Below are 18,351 nucleotides of genomic sequence, written 5' to 3' on the forward strand. Positions count from 1 at the left end.
ACTATTCTTTTGAATCTTTTTCTAAAGGTTTCTGAATAATATGAATATCTCTTTGAGGGAAAGGTATGGAAATGTTATGAGCTCTAAATAACCTATCTATTTCAAAACGAATTTCACTTTTTGGAATTACGCCTTGAAAACTATCATTTATTGTAAATACTAACCTGAATTCTAGAGCGCTATCTCCAAAATTATCAAAAAACACATATGGAGCTGGATGTACTAAAACCTTATCATTGCTTGATGCGGCTTCTATTAATAGTTTTTTAACCAATTGCACATCACTACCATAGGCAACGCCTATTGTAACACTTTCTCTGGTGGTTGATCCATTTTGAGTCCAATTGTACAAGCTATTGGTTAGATATAAATGATGTGGAATAATAAGAACTTTATTGTCTCTTGTTACTGCTCTTGTGGTTCTTAATTTAACTTCTTCTACTCTACCTACTTTACCATCAATTTCTATAATATCTCCAACATGAATGGTTTGATCTAAAAGAATTAAAACACCAGCAATAATATCTTGAAACAATGTTTGCAAAGCTAAACCAACACCAATTAATAAAGCCGCAGATGCTGCAAAAACAGCAGTAACATTTACACCAATAGCATTAAAGGTAATTAACAGGATAATGAGATAAACTATCCATTTACCATAACCAAACAAAATTTTAAACTTAGTTTTATCATCATCAGGCAATCGCCTCGTTAATACTCTTCTAGCGATATTTAAAACTAAAGAAGTGATAAAAATCACAAATATAACAAGTAAAACGCCTTTAATTGTAATACTTATATCCTTTGTAATTGACAGGTCAGTATTCAATATCTCGCCAATTTTAGACCAAATAGAACTTTTCTCAATCTCTTCTTTTATGTTCTCTATTTCCTGATACATTAATATTTAATCCATTTGATTAATTCTCTGTAGGTTGGCTTTTTGCCATACATTAAAATTCCCACTCTGTATATTTTGGCAGCTATCCAAACAGTAAATATAAAAGTCGCAATTAATATAAGTAAAGATAGTATTTGTTGCCATATGGGCACACCAAAAGGAATACGCATTAACATTACTACTGGAGAAGTAAGCGGTATAAAAGAAAACACAGTAGATACTGTTCCATGAGGATCTTCAATAACCGTAAAAATCCCAATATAAACTGCTAATATTAGAGGCATTATTATTGGAAGCATAAATTGTTGTGTATCTGTTTCGTTATCAACTGCAGCCCCTATTGCTGCATAAAGCGAACTGTATAATAGGTAACCACTTATAAAAAACAGAACAAAAGCTATAATTAAATTGGCTAGTGGTAAATTATAAAACCCTTTTAATACTTCTTGAATTTTCACATTAATATCAGGGTTTTCCATGGCTTGTTCTATAACTGCTTGCTGTGGTGTTTGCATTTGCGCCATATCTATTCCCAATATAGCAGAAACTACGAAAAGTAAAATACTACCCAGCACAATCCATATGGTAAATTGAGTAATTCCAGCCAAAGAAGTCCCAATAATTTTACCAAGCATGAGTTGTATTGGTTTTACAGAAGACACTATTATTTCTATAATTCTACTGGTTTTTCTTCAATAACACTTCGCATAATCATGTTTCCATAAATAATGATAAACATAAACAGCAAATACCCTGCTGCGCCTCCAAAAATGAGTTTGATAACATTATCAGTAGTTGAAGATGTTTCTCCTTCAAAATTTTCTTGAAAAATTGTGACATTAACTTTTGATGCTTCTATTTTAGCAATATCAATCTCTAAATTTTCATAATTTAATTTTGTGAGTCGTTTTGTTAATTTATTCTCTAAACTTGAAATTGTGGAAAGTGAAGGCGAATCTTTTGAGTAAAATCGAATCCCTTTAGAAAGTAAATTGATATCACTATTATTTTGAATATGCAATAGTCCATACCCCGAAGACTCTATTATCATTTCTTTTGCTACATCTAAAGAAACACCATCTAATATGTGATATGTAGTAGTCTCGTTATTTTCAAAAACATCTTTTACTAATCCAGATTCATCTAAAATTGAAATAACTCGAACTTTATCATTATTTACTTGTGATAAATATGCAACTACACTAACAAGCACTATCATGATAATAGGACTTAAAAATGTCATTATAATAAACGATTTATTTTTAACTTTAGACAGATACTCACGCTTTATAATTAGAGGTAAATGATTCATCAATTATTGTAGGTTATTTTGAGTTACAGTTTGAATAAAAATATCATTAACACTAGGAATTAACTCCACAAAATGAGACACTTCTCCTTTCGATGTTAAATAATTCAACAAATCATTAGGTTGCTGGTTTTCATTAAGCTTTATGTTTAACTTTAATTCTTCATTTAAGGTTTTAAAATTTGCTTGTGAAATTTCAAAGGTCTTTGATAATTCATTTTCAAGAATTGCGGTATCAGATGTTTTAACACCAACCTCATAAGTATTAGTTTTATAACTTCGTTTTACGTCCAAAATTTTACCATCCAAAATTTTATTCGATTTGTGGATTAAAGCAATATCATCACATAATTCCTCAACTGATTCCATGCGGTGTGTAGAAAATATAACCGTAGCACCATTTTCGCGTAAACGCAAAATTTCATCTTTAATTAAATTGGCATTAATAGGGTCAAAGCCTGAAAATGGTTCATCAAAAATAAGTAGCTTAGGTTCGTGCAAAACAGTTACCACAAACTGAATTTTTTGCGCCATACCCTTTGAAAGCTCCTGAATTTTCTTGTTCCACCAATCTCCTATTTCTAATCTGTCAAACCAATATTTTAAGCGTTCTTTTGCTTGCATTTTACTTAAACCTTTTAGTTGTGCTAAATACAAAGCTTGTTCTCCAACTTTCATGGATTTATATAAACCACGTTCTTCTGGGAGATAACCTATATCTTTTATGTGAGAGCTATTAAGCAGCTCTCCATCAAGCTTTACAGAACCAGAATCAGGCAAAGTAATTTGATTAATAATTCTTATTAAAGTAGTTTTTCCAGCACCATTGGGTCCTAGAAGACCATAAATACTACCTTTTGGCACAGAAATAGAAACATTATTTAATGCAGTAAAATCTCCAAATTTTTTACTTGCACCATTTACTTCTAATATGTTATTCATTCACAATTTTTAATTGATAAGGAGTTGTAAAGATATTAAATGTAGTTGAGCCTTTATTAAGTAAGTAAAGAAAATATAAAGCAAAAAAGTAGTGTAAAACGTCCTAAAAACAAAACCCACCCTCGATAAAATCAAGGATGGGAAAAAAATTGCTATGAAAAAGAAAAATTATCACTAAAGTTAATTAGCGATAATCAAATATAGTTTTTTTCTGAACTAATAGCAAAACTATTAGAATAAGTTAACACTTACATAAAAAAATTCCGCTTTCACGGAATTTTAAAATCTAGCATATTGATTTTCAACTAAGAAAACATATCCTTTACTTTTTCAAAAAATGATTTATCTGACGTTTCTGGTTTTGGTGAAAAATGGTCATCATCCAACATAGTTTCAAAAAACTCTTTCTGTTCTTTATTCAACGTTTTGGGTGTCCAAACATTAACATGAACTAACAAATCGCCTTTTCCGTAACCATTTATGCTAGGAATTCCCTTTCCGCGTAAGCGTAAGATTTTACCAGATTGTACACCAGCTTCAACTTTGATACGTACTTTACCAGTAACAGTATCTATTTCTTTTGAAGTTCCTAAAACTGCTTCTGGGAAACTCACGTACAAATCATAATGTAAGTTATCGCCTTCTCGCTGCAAGTTTACATGATCTATTTCTTCAATGGCCACTAATAAATCTCCTGAAATTCCATTTCCAGGAGCTTCATTACCTTTTCCTGAAACTTTGAGTTGCATACCATCAACAACACCAGCAGGTATTTTAATAGAAACTGTTTCTTCTGAAACTTTTAAACCTTGAGCATCAGCATCAGCAGGTTTTTTATCAATAGTTTGCCCTGCACCACCACAAGCATTACAAGGGGCAGACGTCTGCATTCTGCCTAATATAGTATTTGTTATACGTGTAACTTGACCCGCACCATTACAAGTAGAACAAGTTTTATAAGTTGTTCCTGGCGCTTGAATTTTACGTTTTACTTTTATCTTTTTCTCAACACCGTTGGCAATTTCTTCAAGTGATAATTTTACACGAATACGAAGGTTACTACCTTTTACACGACGTTGACCGCCTCCGCCACCAAAACCAGAGAAACCGCCGCCAAAGCCACCTCCACCGAAAATATCACCAAACTGACTGAATATGTCATCCATATTCATGCCACCACCACCAAAGCCACCTCCACCTTCAAAGGCCTGATGTCCATATTGGTCGTAACGTGCTTTTTTATTGTCGTCACTTAATACTTCATAAGCTTCGGCTGCTTCTTTAAATTTAGCTTCAGCATCTTTATCATCTGGATTTTTATCAGGATGAAACTCTATAGCTTTTTTCTATAAGCCTTTTTAATTTCTGCTGCAGATGCACCTTTATTTATGCCTAATATTTCGTAAAAATCTCTCTTTGCCATATTTCTATTTTATTGACCTACAACTACTTTAGGAAAACGAATAATAGTTTCTCCAAGTTTGTATCCTTTTTCAACTACATCAACAATTTTACCCTTTAAATCATCACTTGGTACAGGTATTTGTGTGATTGCCGTGTGAATATCAGCATTAAAAGTATCACCTTGAGACACTTCAACAATAGCTAATCCCTTTTTCTCTAAGGTGGATAGCAATTTTTGGTAAATTAATAACACACCTTTACGTAATTCTTCAGCTTCTTTATCGTCTTCAATGTGTGTTAAAGCACGTTCAAAATCGTCAAGAACAGGTAATAACTCAATCATTACTTCTTTTCCTGCAGTTTTAAATAATTCTACGCGCTCTCTAGAAGTACGTTTTTTATAGTTTTCAAACTCTGCAAATAAGCGTAAAAATTTATCCTTTTCTTTTTGAACTTCTTCTTGTAATTTTTCTTCAACAGTTAATTCCTCAACTGCTTCATGCTCTTGTTCTTCAACTGCTGCAGCCTGATTTTCGGCGCCGTTTAGTTGCTCTTCTTGTATATCTTTTGCTTTATCTTTTTTACTCATGGTGTATCTAATTAAACACTACTACATTTCGGTTGGCAAAAGTACTGCCAATATTGTTAAAATGCCACATTGTCATTAATTAATTTGACACAAATTTTGTTTAACTTTTTTTATTCTGTAAAACAATTTGTTTAAATTTGACACTTAACTTTAAAAATTGAATACAAATGAAAATGAATTTTAGAAATATCTTATGCGTTGGAGCTCTAGCATTAGCGTTAGTTGGTTGTAAAGACAAAGCTAAAGAAGCTGAAACAAGTGCTGCCGAAGCCGCTGCTGAAGCAAAAGTAGAAGCAGTTAAGTATACTGTAGATACCGAGGCATCTGCAATTGAATGGAAAGGTTTTAAACCTACAGGTTCTCATAACGGAACTATTAAGTTAGACTCTGGAGTTTTTGCACTTAGTGGAAATACTATTGAAAGTGGCTCTTTTTTAATTGATATGACATCTATTACTGTTTTAGATATTCCTGCTGAAGAAAAAGGCAATGCAAAGTTAGTTGGCCATTTAAAAAATGATGATTTCTTTGATGTTGAAAAACACCCAAGTTCTGCTTTTGAAGTAACTGGTGTAAGCGAAACTGATGGTAAAACAATGCTTTCTGGAAACTTAACCATTAAAGGCGTTAAAAATAACATTACAATTCCTGTATCTGTTTCCGAAACTGCTGGTATAGTAAGTTTAACGAGTGAAACTTTTACTATTGACCGTTCTAAATGGAATGTACAATATGGTTCTAAATCGTTCTTTGATAATTTAGGAGATAAATTTATTAATGATGATATTGAATTAAAGATTAACGTTACGGCTAAAAAAGGCTTAATTAGTAATTTAGCTGACGGAAATATTATTTTAAAACCACCTTTTGAGGTGGTTTTTTTGTTTTCAAATTATAGTTTTTGAAGTTATCAAAAATTTCAACTACTTTTGTTTAAATAACATACAAAATATATTAGATTACGCCTTTTTATGTAATTATTTGCTAACATTATCAAGAATAAATTAAATAATATGAATCACCTTAAAATATTGAATAGATTAAAATATATCATACTATGCGTTATAATTCTAAATATAGTTTCATGTACAAAAAAAGAAGAAGGCTGCGAAACTGAAACTGTCTGTTTTGGAGAAGGAAATTGTATAGAAAAACCAATACCCGGAACTTGTTTTTAGTTGCTTATTATTTTACATAAACAAAATTAAATCTTTCAAACTTATGAAAATTAGAATCCTACTTATTTCCTTTATATCCTTAATCATTTTATCATGTAGCAAATCTGATAATCCTGCCGAGGATGATAAAATTGTTGATATTTTAAAACCAGTACTTACAGTTAATGGGTTATCTGGGATTATTGAAAAATCCACTAAAATATCAGTTAGTGTTGTTGACGATTCCACTACAGAAACTAAAATATTTCATGATGGTAAAGAACTTGCTGCTAGTACAGAAAAGCAATTTGATGTAAACTTAAGCCCATATGCACTAGCTGTTGGTCAAACAGATTTTATAGTAGTATCAAAAGACGCTTTGGGTAACGAAACATCTAAAACATTTTCTGTTGAAATTAAGCACCTTTTATTGGAATACGAGTTTAATCCTCATGAAATTGATGAAAATCAGCATTGGTTATTTTTCAACAATTTGGATGGTACTGAACTTGAAAGCACTTTAATTTCAAGTGGAAAACAAAAAATTTATACCGATAAAATAATTCTTGATGAAAAAGTTTATATTTCTAAAGCCGATAATGCTGTAAAATTAAATGGAAGATTAAAACTTTTTAATATTTCAACTTTCAAACTCTTGTTGGGCAGCTCAAAACTTCCTGAAATTGCGGAAATGCCTCTTCAATTTAGTCACACCTTAGATTTAAAAATTAATAATGTTCCTTTTGAAAATCAACCACGCTACTATGCAACTGGTTATGGCTATGGAGCCAGTCCATATTCTGGTACTGCACAATACTCTACCATAACAATTAAACATAATGCAGATAGACCCATTTATTTAAGAAAGAGTTTCGTGGGGTTAGCATCAAGCTTAATTGGAAAAAAGGAAAGTTACGATTACTTGAGTTTTACCCCAGATACAGGAAATACCAATAAAGAAATTGATGCAAATCAATTCATAAATGCTGAAGAAACCACAAAGATAGATATGCCAGACCACGACAATGGCTCATTATTTTGGTTAAGAAATGGGTTTAAAAACGAAGCAGAATTAGAACTAAATCAAGGTCATCTTATATATGATGCAACCGAACCTGATCAAGAAAGTATTGATTATTTAGATTTACCTATTATATCTGGACTAAGTCAATATCGTAACCGATTTTCTTATAGTAAAAATGGAATAACATATATTACTCAAGGTGCTGATGGAGAAATAGAACTTAATATTCCAAATTGGACTGCGAGTGTAGAAGTATCAAATACATCGATTAAATTAAATGCTAGTAATAGCGATGTAGATTATTACTCTGTTGCTCTAAACAAACGATTGAATACGAGAACAGGTAGTCAATTTGTAAGCAGAAGCATGTATTGGACTTACAAAGTTTTTGCAGAAGATGGTATGGAAAAGATTGTTCCTCGTTTGTCGTTACCAAATTCAATTATTAATGCATTAGAAGATTCATTTTTCCATACAACAAATGATTTAGAACTAAATGATGGAATTAAGGCATATGATTACGACAAATATAATTCCTATGATGAGATAATGGAATGGGAGTTTTTTAAAACTAATATTCTTGAAATTGATGAAGACAATTTTCGCCTTATAGAATTTCCAAAACCTCTGTAATTTATTTTAAATAGAAATTTAATATTTGCTTACCCCAACAAATCCTGTAAAGCAGATTTTAAGCAATAATATTCAAATTGAAAGCCTTTGTTTTCAATTTCTTTAGAGCTTACACGTTGGCTTTCAAATAGGATAATATGCATTTCTCCTAAAGCTAATTTCATAACAAACTTTGGAATGTTTGGCAGAAAAAGTGGTTTATTTAAAACGCTTGCTGCGGTTTTGGTAAGCTCTTTATTTGTTACAGGGTTTGGTGCTACGCCATTATAAATACCAGTTAGTTTATGCTCTAAAACATATAGAAATACTCTTGCTAAATCTTTTATATGTATCCAAGATTGCCATTGTTTACCACTACCAAAAGCTGCTCCAACGCCATATTTTATGGGCTTCACTATTTCTTTTAAAGCGCCGCCTTTATCACTTAATACCAAACCTATTCTAACTTTGGAAACTAACACATTAACTTCTGAAAACCTATCAACTACTGCTTCCCATGCGTTTACGACTTCTCCTAAAAATGAAGTACTTATTTCTTCATGAGTTTGGTCGTAATAATTGGTTAACGAGTCTGGATAAATTCCAATGGCACTCGCTGAAACTACTTGTTTTACTGAATGTGTTAATCCCTTTAGTGTGTTAATCAGTAATTCTGTGCTTTCTACTCTGCTTTTTAAAACTATTTGCTTGTAACTTTCTGTCCACCGCTTTGAAATTGTGGCACCTGCTAGATGTATTATGGCTTCTACGTCTTTAAAACAATCAGTATCTATTTCTTTGGTATCTGGATTCCAATGAAAGCCTTTGTAATTTTCTGTATCGGTAATTTTAGACTTCCTAGTAGTTAAATAATTGACATTTATAGCTTTAGAATGGCACAGTTTTACTATTTCCTGACCTATCATCCCCGTTGCTCCTGTAATTAATATGCGCATTTATCTTTTTTTATTAAAGTTACAAAATGTGGTATGGAGATACTAAAGGTTTAAGTTAGGTTTAACAGTTGAAGTGGATGAAATAAATGGACAGAAGACTGGTGACAAATGACGGTGCATTTGAGCTTGGGTGGAAAATTGATTCAGAATATTGAAATCATAGACATTACTACTGAATACTGTAACTGTGACTGTAACTGTGACTGTGACTGTGACTGTGACTGTGACCTAAAACTTAAAAAAATTCTCTCGCAAAGACGCAAAGAGTTTAGGAATGATAAATAAAGGGTTATAATATTTTTGGATGCTACTTCTGAAAACTCACTTAGTTGCTCTAAGCATTTCTCGTTTTCCAGGTGGACCTTGGAGTCTTTCTACTGTGAAACCTACGGATTGCATGGCTCTACGTACACTTCCCTTTGCGGAATAGGTTACCAAAACGCCATTCTCTTTTAGTGCGTTATACATGAGTTGGAAGATGTTTTCTGTCCAAAGTTCGGGTTGTACTCTAGCGCCAAAGGCATCGAAATAAATGAGGTTGTATTCATTTTTATCATCAATTTGATGAAACATTTTTTGTTGTTTTTTTAAACTGAATTGTGGATTGATTTGATGGTGTTTTTCCCATGATAATTGGTGTAATTGCCCAAACAGTTGTTGTTTTTTCTTTTACTTTTAATTCTGAAGGATAATTTAAAAGTGAAACTTCTTCTGGAGGAACTGGGTATGCTTCTACCCCATTATAATTGATGTTTATATTTAATGTTTCGGCTTCTAATAAAGTGATGAATGCGTTTAACCCTGTGCCGAAACCTATTTCTAGGATTGAGATTTCCTGATGAGATTCTGAAACAAGTTCAGAACTAACGAAATGATGTAAGCCGTGTTTTATAAATACATGATATGCTTCTTGAATGGCGCCGTGTTTAGAATGGTACTGCTCGTCCCAATCTGGAAGATGTATGGTTGAAGACCCATCGGCTGTTATTACAACTTGTCTTTTCATGTTTTACTTTTAGAATTTTATAAATATGATTTAAGATTGTTAGTTATTACTGATTATTGCAGATTTGCCTGCGTTAGGGATTGCAACGGCATCCTTTTTTAAGAATAAAACCAACAAACCTTATTTTGAACTAACATTTAACAGATAGCCACGTCCTTCGTCCTCGCTATGACGCTTAAAAAAGATATAGAGGAAAGCCCGACCCCTTTTCGGGGTAACGCCCAAAAACTTTAAAGGCTTAATACTATTAATTTATTGTGTTATTAAAACACCATCGGCTTCAAAAGAATAGGTGCGTTTTGGTGTTGTGATTGCGGCTATATCTTCTGGAGATTTCCCTGCATCTTCGGCGTAATGACGCTGTTCATCTACCGAAACTTCTTTTACATAAGCTTTTCCGTTTACGATAACTTCTTTTCCTGAAATATCTTTTGGCACAAAAAAACCGTAGTCTTTAAATTTTACCATAACCTCTTTTCCATCGGCTAAATTTAACGTCATCCAGCAGCCTTTGGCTTGGCATACGTTATTTACTTTGGCTTTTATCTTGGAATTTATGCTATCGCCTTGTTGCATGGTTTGGTAATGTGCTGCCATTGATTTTGCTGCAACGGCATCATCTGCTATAATTTTTTTGCCGAAAGAAGCGTGTTTATCTTCGCATGAACTTAAAGTTAAAATGCAGATTATGAGTAGTATTATAGGTTTCATTGAATAAAAATTTGAATTTTAACGCTTTTATGTAAATATACCGTTTTTTTGACAATGATTTTTATAAATTTGTAGGCTAAAATAACAAGACATGAGTGCTATAATCAAAGACATCGAGATTATAAAAACCAAAGCTACAAAGATTAACGATGTAGATTTTGATGATTTAAAGTTTGGAAGCGTATTTTCAGACCACATGCTTGTATGCGACTATAAGGATGGCAATTGGCAAGCGCCTAAAATTATGCCTTACCAGCCTATTACCTTAGACCCTTCGGCTAAGATTTTCCATTACGGACAATCGATTTTTGAGGGCATGAAAGCATACAAAGATGCCGCTAAAAATGTCTGGTTATTTAGACCTGAAGATAACTGTAAGCGTTTAAATATTTCGGCAAAACGTTTGGCTATTCCTGAATTGCCTGAGGCCTATTTTATGGATGGCTTAAAGGCTTTGTTGGAATTGGACAAAGATTGGATTCCTACTAATGATGGAAGCTCATTATATATTCGTCCGTTTGTATTTGCATCTGGAAATGGATTCCATGCCTCCCCTGCCGATGAATACAAGTTTGTGATTTGTACTGCACCTTCGGGATCTTATTTTTCAGGCGAAGTAAAAGTTTTAATTGAAGAAACATATTCTCGTTCTGCTAATGGCGGTGTAGGTTTTGCTAAGGCTGGTGGAAATTATGCGGGTCAGTTTTACCCAACCCAATTAGCTAAAGCTAAAGGCTATCAACAGGTAATTTGGACAGACGACCATGAGCATGAATATATTGAGGAAGCTGGTGCAATGAATATTTTTGTACGTATTAATGATACTTTAATTACGGGACCTACTAGTGATAGGATTTTGGATGGTATTACTCGAAAAAGTATTATTGAATTGGCCGAATCTGAAAATATTCCAGTAGAGGTTAGAAAAATAACTGTTACCGAAGTTGTTGAAGCTGCCAAAAATGGATCGCTTAAAGAAATGTTTGGTGCTGGTACTGCAGCGGTTATTTCTCCTATTGCTGGTTTTGGATATAAAGATACTGATTATGATTTGCCAAAAATAGAGAAACCGTATGCTGATTATCTTAAAAAGCGAATTACGGATATTCAGACTAATAAAGTGGAAGATCCTTTTGGATGGCGTGTTAAGGTTTAGAAAAAGCCCTTCCTATCTCTTCCCAATTGGGAAGGAAATACTCAACTAATAACAAAGAGAAGCAAATTGCTTCTCTTTGTTATTTAATACTAAATAATTTTTTTCGAGATTCTGTATCAAATTCAGAATAACAAAAGTCTATTTATTTAAAATCTCTTCTATATTTGGCTTAAAATAATTTGGTCCTTTTAAAACTTTTCCATCTTCACGATAAATAGGCTGTCCGTTCTCCCCTAGTTTACTCATGTTACTACGTTGTATTTCTTCAAAAACTTCTTCTATTTTATATTGCATACCGTGCTCTATAATTGTACCACATAAAATGTAAAGCATATCGCCTAGAGCATCAGCAACCTCTACTAAATCGTTATTATTTGCTGCTTCAAAATACTCTTCGTTTTCTTCTTTCATTAAGTTGAAACGCAAGGTGTTTTTATCTAACCCCAAATCTGCTTTTGGTGTTTCTCTATGTCCAATTTTAAATGCGGTATGAAATGCTTTTACAGCGTCAATTTTATTCTTCATAAATACTTGTTTTGTTATTACCGCAAAGGCGGGAATCTCATCTTTATTAATTAAATTTGCATAAAAATAACTATATGTTTAGTAAAGGTCAAATCATTTTTGGAATTATCTTCTTCATCGTCTTTGCTATTGTTATTGGTTATACCTATCGCAGAGATTTAAAACTGCATAAAAAGTTTTATAAAGGTAGCTTTTGGGTGCTATTGGCTTTTATTGGTTTTATTGGAATGATAAGTGCTATTAAGTTTTTCTTCATGTAAAACCTTACTTCGGTTTTATTTGCGTTTTGTCTATTTTTTAAAGTCGTCTTTTTAATTTCTTTTAACTTAAATGAGAAATATACCCAGTAACGGGTATTTTTTATTGCTTACTTTTTATTGAAGTTTGCAATATAACTAACCATAAAACCCTTTGAATTATGAAAATCATAATGATTTTATTTGGCATGTCCATTTTTTTATCTCAATGTAAGAATGAAACTAATCAGTCAAAATTAGATAAGAATTGTGAAGAAGATTTATTAACAATGAAAGCTAAAAACGATAGCTTATCAGATGATTTATATGATATTGAGAAATATTTTACTGAAATTTACGGGTTGAACCTTGATTTGAGAAACCAACAAATCATTGACATACAGAATCGTACTCAGCAACACAAAAGGTATCAAGCATTTGGCACCATAAAAAATAACATATTAGATATTAATATTCCTGTTTCTGACAAAGCATTGAAAATCGAAACATGTGTAAACATTTCCAATAATAAATTCAATGTCTTAGTTATCGGTTTGAACAAAAAAACAACGATGGCTCCGAAACTGATTGTGAAGCTAAATATTTGATTAAAAGGAAATTTGACATCTCTAAACTAAGATATAACAGCAACCTTAAAAAATTATGTATTATTACCATAAATACTAATAATTTTAATTACAAGCATATTATTAAATATAGTAATACTGTGTTTAAATGCTCAAATTACCAAGAAATTAACGACAGTATTAATGCTAGTGGTTGTGATCCTGACAAAAATAATTTAAGACCAGATGAAGATGGCGGAAGCACTATTCCATAATAAAACCATCCCCATAATATTATTTATCCTCTTGTGCCAAATTAATTATGCACAAGAGGATTATTCTATTTTTAACAGAATAGATTCTCTTTTCTCCAGAAAAAACTATGAGGAGATAATTAAAATTCACAAAAGCAAAAAAAACAATTTACTTGATGAAAAGACAAAAGCAAAATTAAATTTTTTAGTAGGAAATTCTTTTGATAATATAAATCAAGCAGATTCATCTCTAATTTATTATCATAAATCTTTAAATCAATATGAAACTCTGGAAATTAAAGAAAAAATAATTGAACTAAAAGTTAGTATTTTTGAAGTACTAAAAAGTCAAAACAACTTAAATTTTAAATCGGATAAATATTTAAAAGACATATTTGATTATTCAAAACAAGAAAAAAACAAAATGGCTTTCATACTATTACGCAAACATTGGGATAGCCTTTTACAAAGAAAATTTGTTAGATTCAGCAAAACACTACTTTAAGAAAGCTTTATCTCTACCCAAGTCACATAAAGATTTTTATTCTAAAAGTGAACTTTTCTCTCTTATGGGTTTGCTATATAGCATAAAATACAAAAAAAATGACTCCGCTTTATTTTATTACAATAAAGCTTTAAAAACACTCTATCAAGACACTTTATTAAATAAAGACATAAATAAAAAATTTAATCTTTTTAACAACATTGGGAATGTTTATAGAAGGGCTAAAAAATTTGACAGTTCATTAGTTTATTATGCTGAAGCTGAAATAATGAATTTACCCAAACTCAATAGAAAAAGTAAAAAAATCTTATTCAATAACATGTCGACAACCTACTATCACATGAAGAATTGGGAAAAAGCTTATGACTATTTGTATAAATATGATTCCATAAAAGAACTTATAAATCTTAAAGAACAAAACGTACTTATTTCTGACATCAAAGAGCAATACGACAACGAAAAACTACGCGCCGATAACCTAGAAATAGAAAGTAAGCGGAAACAAAATAAAAATTTACTTTTAGGAGCTTTAGCATTCATTTTTTTGGTGGGATTACAGCATTTTTAATCCATAAAAACACAAGAAAAAAACAAAAACTAGCTGAGCAAGAAAAAACACTTGAAACCCAAAAACTAGCAACAGTTTTAAAAGAACAAGAATTAGTTAGTATTGATGCGATGATTGAAGGCCAAGAAAAAGAACGTCAACGTATTGCCAATGATTTACATGACGACTTAGGTGGACTTATGGCAACCGTAAAATTGCATTTTGAAGTTTTAAAAAACAAAAAAACACCCGAATTATTTGATAAAACCACTACCCTACTAGATGAAGCTTACCATAAAGTACGTTCTATAGCCCATGCTAAAAATTCTGGTGTAATCGCCAAACAAGGCTTACTGATTGCAGTACAGAATATGGCGGATAAAATTTCAGCCTCCAACAAAATAACAGTTGATGTGATTGATCATGGTTTAGAAAATCGTTTGGAAAACAGCTTAGAATTGACAATTTTTAGAATAATCCAGGAATTAATTACCAACGTTATTAAACATGCTGAAGCTACCGAAGCAAATATACATTTAACCAATCATGAAGAAACCCTAAACATAATGATTGAAGATAATGGCAAAGGTTTTAACCCAAGCCAAGTTACAACCAAAAATAAAGGCATGGGTATTAGTAGTATCGACAAACGTGTAGAACACTTAAATGGCAATTTGACCATAGAATCTGAACCTAAAAAAGGCACTACCATAATAATAGATATCCCGATATGATAAAACTAGCTATAGCAGAAGACCACCAGTCCCTAATTGATGGTATAAAATTACTTTTAGATTACGAAGATGGCATTTCCATTGTAGGCACCGCCAATGATGGAGAAGCGCTTTTAGAAATTGTAGAAAAAAACAGCCTAATGTTGTCTTGACCGATATAAGAATGCCAAAAATGGATGGCATTGAAGCTGCCAAACACATTAAGAAAAACTACCCGTCTATCAAAATTTTGGCGTTTACTATGTTTGATCAAACCGAAGCTATTCAGCAAATGTTAAATGCTGGGGCATCTGGTTATATTTTAAAAAACTCATCACTTGAAGAAGTGCATAAAGCAATTATTTCTGTGTATAATGGAGAAACTTATTTTGATGCCAATATTAACACCAATATTTTAAATTCTGAAGCTTCAAACAAGTCAAAAGGTATTTTAACCAAACGTCAAATTGAAATTCTAGAACTTATTGCTCAAGGTAAAACCTCTCGAGAAATAGCTGATATTTTATTTATTGGGATTCATACCGTAGACACACATCGAAAAAACATGGTGCGAATTCTAGGACTTCAAGGTAAAGGCGAATTGCTGCGGTATGCTTTGGAGAAGAAATATAAATTTTAAGACCAATAACTATGAAAAATTCCCTTACTACGCTTATTTTTATAAACTTTATTTTAATTTTTCAATATCAAGCCTGTGGGCAAAATGATATTAAATTAGGATACTTTTATGAACTTACTAAAAACATAAAAGCTCTGGAATTAACAGAGACTCAAAGTACTTCTCCGTTAATTGGCAGAACCAACATTACCATTTCAGAATTTGCAAACGACCAACCTCAAATAAACTCCAAAGGTATTAGAGCAGAATTACCTAAAGGTGCATTATTGAAAATTTTAAAAAAAGATCCAAGTCAACAATTATATGTAATTCAAATTTTTGATGATTCAGATTTCGAAAATAGGTTATTTGGACTTACTGAACTTCAAGTAGTTAATTATACAAGAATTTATGATGGAGACAAACCCAAATGGAGTTTCGTAAGTACAGCAGTAACGATACCAGTAAAAATCCGACCAGGAGATGGTAAAGACGATACTGAAAAAAAACGCTACTTTGATTTTGAAGGCAATGCAAACATTGGACTCTCTGCAGGTGTTAGAAGGCGCATTGCTTCTAATGGCAGTAGTTATTTAAGTCTTTTTGGAGGAATTAGTATTGGTTCTTCTAAGTTAACAATGGAAAATTCTGATGTAACCTCAGAAACAAACATTAGTACATTAACGCCATTTATTGGGTTAATGCTTGAATATAATAATTTTGAGGTTGGTTTAATTACAGGCTGGGATCATGCAAGTGGAAAAATTGGACAAAGTTGGGATTACAATGCTTTACCGTGGTTAGGTTTGGGCTTAGGGTATAATATTTTTACATCCAAAAACAAAAAACCAGATTAACATATTATTGAATTTAATATTAAAAATCCCCAGTACTGGGGGTTTTTTGGCTTTACTCCGTTTCATAAATTTGAAGAGGTATTAATTATTAAAACTCTTAATTATGAAACAATTATCTCTTCTTTTTACGTTATCAATTTTCACATGTTTTAATTTAACTGCACAAATTTTATGGCAGAACACCATCGGTGGTGATAGCTACGATGATATTGAAGACGTTATTTATACATCTGATGGCGGTTTTTTACTCGTTGGTTTATCAGAATCAGGGATGGCTGGAGATAAATCTGAAACTTCTAGAGGTGGCACAGATTATTGGATAGTAAAAACTAATAATGTTGGCGTTATAGAATGGGATAAAACCTTTGGTGGTAGTGGTAATGACTATCCAGTATCGGCCATAGAAACTTCAGATGGTGGTTTTGTTATTGTAGGCGAATCAAACTCTAATATTTCTGGAGATAAATCTGAAAACTCAAAAGGCAATACTGATTTTTGGGTTATAAAAACAAATAATTTAGGTACTAAAATTTGGGATAAAACTTTTGGTGGTTCTGGTAACGAATATGCTGTTTCAATAAGAGAAACAGCAACTAATGATTTAATTATAGCAGGAGACTCAGATTCTGATATTTCTGGTGATAAATCTGAAAACTCTAGAGGATTTACAGATGTTTGGATGATAAAAATAACAAGTACTGGTACATTTGTATGGGATAAAACTTTTGGAGGTGATGCTGATGAGGAGGTTACAGGTCTTGTGTTAACATCAGATGGTGGTTATGCACTAGGAGTTATTGCCGAATCTGGTATTTCTGGAGATAAAACTGTAAACTCAAGTAATAATGAAGATTACTGGTTACTTAAAATAAGTAATACAAATACCATTGATTGGCAGAAAACTTATGGTGGTACTACTACTAATTCAACTAGTTCAATATCAAATTTAATTCTTACTTCTGATGGAGGTTACCTTCTAGCTGGTGATTCAAACTCAGATATTGGAGGAGAAAAAACAGAAAACACAAATGGAGGTACAGATTTATGGTTTATAAAAACAAATAGTACAGGAGATATACAATGGCAAAATACAGTTGGTGGTTCTGATGATGAATATTGGCCTCTTGGATTTGAAAAGCCAAGTGGTGGTTATATGTTTGTTGCAGAAACATTATCGAATATATCTGGAGACAAAACTGAAAATAGTAATAGTAACGATATATGGTTGGTGGAATTAGATACAAATGGTAATGTAATAGCTGATAAAACCTTTGGGACAAATTCTACCGAGTATCCTGAGCAAATAATACAAACTAACGATGGCAATTTTGTAATAGTTAGTAGTATAGACGAATTATCTGGAGATAATACAGAAGCTCCCAATGGCAATACCGATTATTGGTTGTTTAAAGTTGATAAAAACACATTATCAGTTTCATCAATTTCAATAAACTCAAACTTACAGGTCATACCTAACCCTGCACATAATTATATAAATATCATATCGGAAGCTACAATAGAATCTGTTGATATTATAGATGTAACAGGTAAATTGGTATCAAAAGTTGAAACGCCATATAAAACATTAAATATTTCAGAACTATCAAGAGGTATGTATATTTTAAAATTCCACTCTAAATTTGGAACAGTAAATAAACGCATAATCAAGCAATAGTTAAAAACCAACCGTTTAACGATAAACTTTTCGACCAATTACCTTAAAATCCCCAGTACTGGGGATTTTTTTGCTTTAAAGTGTTCC

19 protein-coding genes and 3 pseudogenes are annotated in these 18,351 nt (G+C 31.9%); 13 read left to right on the forward strand and 9 right to left on the reverse strand.

Going from position 1 to position 18,351, the window contains the following annotated elements; all coding sequences use genetic code 11:
• Position 1: 1 nt before the first annotated feature.
• The 5 genes and pseudogenes from AC0L5U_RS04575 to AC0L5U_RS04595 form a co-directional block, all read right to left on the reverse strand.
• Entirely contained in the window at positions 2-901 is a 900-nt protein-coding gene (locus AC0L5U_RS04575; protein ID WP_473414889.1) for a mechanosensitive ion channel family protein, read from the reverse strand.
• Positions 901-2,213, reverse strand: a pseudogene (locus AC0L5U_RS04580) (ABC transporter permease). The gene AC0L5U_RS04575 and the pseudogene AC0L5U_RS04580 overlap by 1 nt, the downstream one beginning before the upstream one ends.
• 3 nt (positions 2,214-2,216) lie before the next feature.
• Entirely contained in the window at positions 2,217-3,152 is a 936-nt protein-coding gene (locus tag AC0L5U_RS04585) for an ABC transporter ATP-binding protein (protein ID WP_473414890.1), read from the reverse strand.
• Positions 3,153-3,457: 305 nt separating this feature from the next.
• Positions 3,458-4,575: pseudogene (gene dnaJ, locus AC0L5U_RS04590) on the reverse strand (molecular chaperone DnaJ).
• A 9-nt stretch (positions 4,576-4,584) separates the two neighbouring features.
• The gene (locus AC0L5U_RS04595; protein ID WP_473414891.1) at positions 4,585-5,145 is read right to left on the reverse strand and encodes a nucleotide exchange factor GrpE; all 561 of its coding nucleotides are present in this window, start codon (positions 5,143-5,145) and stop codon (positions 4,585-4,587) included.
• Between the two features lie 173 nt (positions 5,146-5,318).
• Here AC0L5U_RS04595 and AC0L5U_RS04600 point away from each other — a divergent pair, with 173 nt between their 5' ends.
• Positions 5,319-6,050 (forward strand): YceI family protein, encoded by a 732-nt coding sequence (locus AC0L5U_RS04600; protein WP_473414892.1) that lies wholly within the window; start codon positions 5,319-5,321, stop codon positions 6,048-6,050.
• A gap of 316 nt (positions 6,051-6,366) precedes the next feature.
• Positions 6,367-7,959, forward strand: coding sequence for a hypothetical protein (locus AC0L5U_RS04605; RefSeq protein WP_473414893.1), 1,593 nt, complete (start codon positions 6,367-6,369; stop codon positions 7,957-7,959).
• A 29-nt stretch (positions 7,960-7,988) separates the two neighbouring features.
• On the opposite strand, the gene AC0L5U_RS04610 is transcribed toward AC0L5U_RS04605, so the two are convergent.
• From AC0L5U_RS04610 to AC0L5U_RS04620, 3 genes and pseudogenes are all read right to left on the reverse strand, one after another.
• The gene (locus AC0L5U_RS04610; protein ID WP_473414894.1) at positions 7,989-8,894 is read right to left on the reverse strand and encodes a TIGR01777 family oxidoreductase; all 906 of its coding nucleotides are present in this window, start codon (positions 8,892-8,894) and stop codon (positions 7,989-7,991) included.
• Positions 8,895-9,215: 321 nt separating this feature from the next.
• Positions 9,216-9,900, reverse strand: a pseudogene (gene mnmC2, locus AC0L5U_RS04615) (tRNA (5-methylaminomethyl-2-thiouridine)(34)-methyltransferase MnmC2).
• Between the two features lie 252 nt (positions 9,901-10,152).
• Positions 10,153-10,611, reverse strand: coding sequence for a DUF4920 domain-containing protein (locus AC0L5U_RS04620; RefSeq protein ID WP_473414895.1), 459 nt, complete (start codon positions 10,609-10,611; stop codon positions 10,153-10,155).
• A 91-nt stretch (positions 10,612-10,702) separates the two neighbouring features.
• On the opposite strand from AC0L5U_RS04620, the gene AC0L5U_RS04625 reads away from it, so the two are divergent.
• Entirely contained in the window at positions 10,703-11,767 is a 1,065-nt protein-coding gene (locus AC0L5U_RS04625; RefSeq protein WP_473414897.1) for a branched-chain amino acid aminotransferase, read from the forward strand.
• 138 nt (positions 11,768-11,905) lie between these two features.
• On the opposite strand, the gene AC0L5U_RS04630 is transcribed toward AC0L5U_RS04625, so the two are convergent.
• Positions 11,906-12,292 (reverse strand): pyrophosphohydrolase domain-containing protein, encoded by a 387-nt coding sequence (locus AC0L5U_RS04630; protein ID WP_473414898.1) that lies wholly within the window; start codon positions 12,290-12,292, stop codon positions 11,906-11,908.
• Positions 12,293-12,366: 74 nt separating this feature from the next.
• Here AC0L5U_RS04630 and AC0L5U_RS04635 point away from each other — a divergent pair, with 74 nt between their 5' ends.
• The 10 genes from AC0L5U_RS04635 (at position 12,367) to AC0L5U_RS04680 (ending at position 18,264) form a co-directional block, all read left to right on the forward strand.
• Entirely contained in the window at positions 12,367-12,552 is a 186-nt protein-coding gene (locus tag AC0L5U_RS04635; protein ID WP_473414899.1) for a hypothetical protein, read from the forward strand.
• Positions 12,553-12,710: 158 nt separating this feature from the next.
• Positions 12,711-13,136: a hypothetical protein gene (locus AC0L5U_RS04640; protein ID WP_473414900.1), complete on the forward strand. Its 426-nt coding sequence runs from the start codon at positions 12,711-12,713 to the stop codon at positions 13,134-13,136.
• Complete coding sequence (locus tag AC0L5U_RS04645; protein ID WP_473414901.1) at positions 13,133-13,369, forward strand: hypothetical protein; 237 nt, start codon at positions 13,133-13,135, stop codon at positions 13,367-13,369. The genes AC0L5U_RS04640 and AC0L5U_RS04645 overlap by 4 nt, the downstream gene beginning before the upstream one ends.
• Entirely contained in the window at positions 13,347-13,853 is a 507-nt protein-coding gene (locus AC0L5U_RS04650) for a hypothetical protein (RefSeq protein WP_473414903.1), read from the forward strand. Before AC0L5U_RS04645 ends, AC0L5U_RS04650 begins: the two co-directional genes overlap by 23 nt.
• Entirely contained in the window at positions 13,825-14,421 is a 597-nt protein-coding gene (locus AC0L5U_RS04655; RefSeq protein WP_473414904.1) for a hypothetical protein, read from the forward strand. Before AC0L5U_RS04650 ends, AC0L5U_RS04655 begins: the two co-directional genes overlap by 29 nt.
• Positions 14,422-14,531: 110 nt before the next feature.
• Positions 14,532-15,134: a sensor histidine kinase gene (locus AC0L5U_RS04660; RefSeq protein ID WP_473414905.1), complete on the forward strand. Its 603-nt coding sequence runs from the start codon at positions 14,532-14,534 to the stop codon at positions 15,132-15,134.
• Positions 15,131-15,286, forward strand: a complete 156-nt coding sequence (locus AC0L5U_RS04665; protein WP_473414906.1) for a hypothetical protein — start codon at positions 15,131-15,133, stop codon at positions 15,284-15,286. The genes AC0L5U_RS04660 and AC0L5U_RS04665 overlap by 4 nt, the downstream gene beginning before the upstream one ends.
• Positions 15,283-15,753, forward strand: a complete 471-nt coding sequence (locus AC0L5U_RS04670) for a response regulator (RefSeq protein ID WP_473414907.1) — start codon at positions 15,283-15,285, stop codon at positions 15,751-15,753. Before AC0L5U_RS04665 ends, AC0L5U_RS04670 begins: the two co-directional genes overlap by 4 nt.
• Positions 15,754-15,764: 11 nt before the next feature.
• Positions 15,765-16,589: a hypothetical protein gene (locus tag AC0L5U_RS04675; RefSeq protein ID WP_473414908.1), complete on the forward strand. Its 825-nt coding sequence runs from the start codon at positions 15,765-15,767 to the stop codon at positions 16,587-16,589.
• Between the two features lie 103 nt (positions 16,590-16,692).
• Positions 16,693-18,264 carry a T9SS type A sorting domain-containing protein gene (locus tag AC0L5U_RS04680; protein WP_473414909.1) on the forward strand — a complete coding sequence of 524 codons (1,572 nt, stop codon included), beginning with the start codon at positions 16,693-16,695 and terminating at the stop codon, positions 18,262-18,264.
• Positions 18,265-18,351 lie beyond the last annotated feature (87 nt).

The sequence above is a fragment of the Jejuia sp. G7-7 genome, from assembly GCF_055808955.1.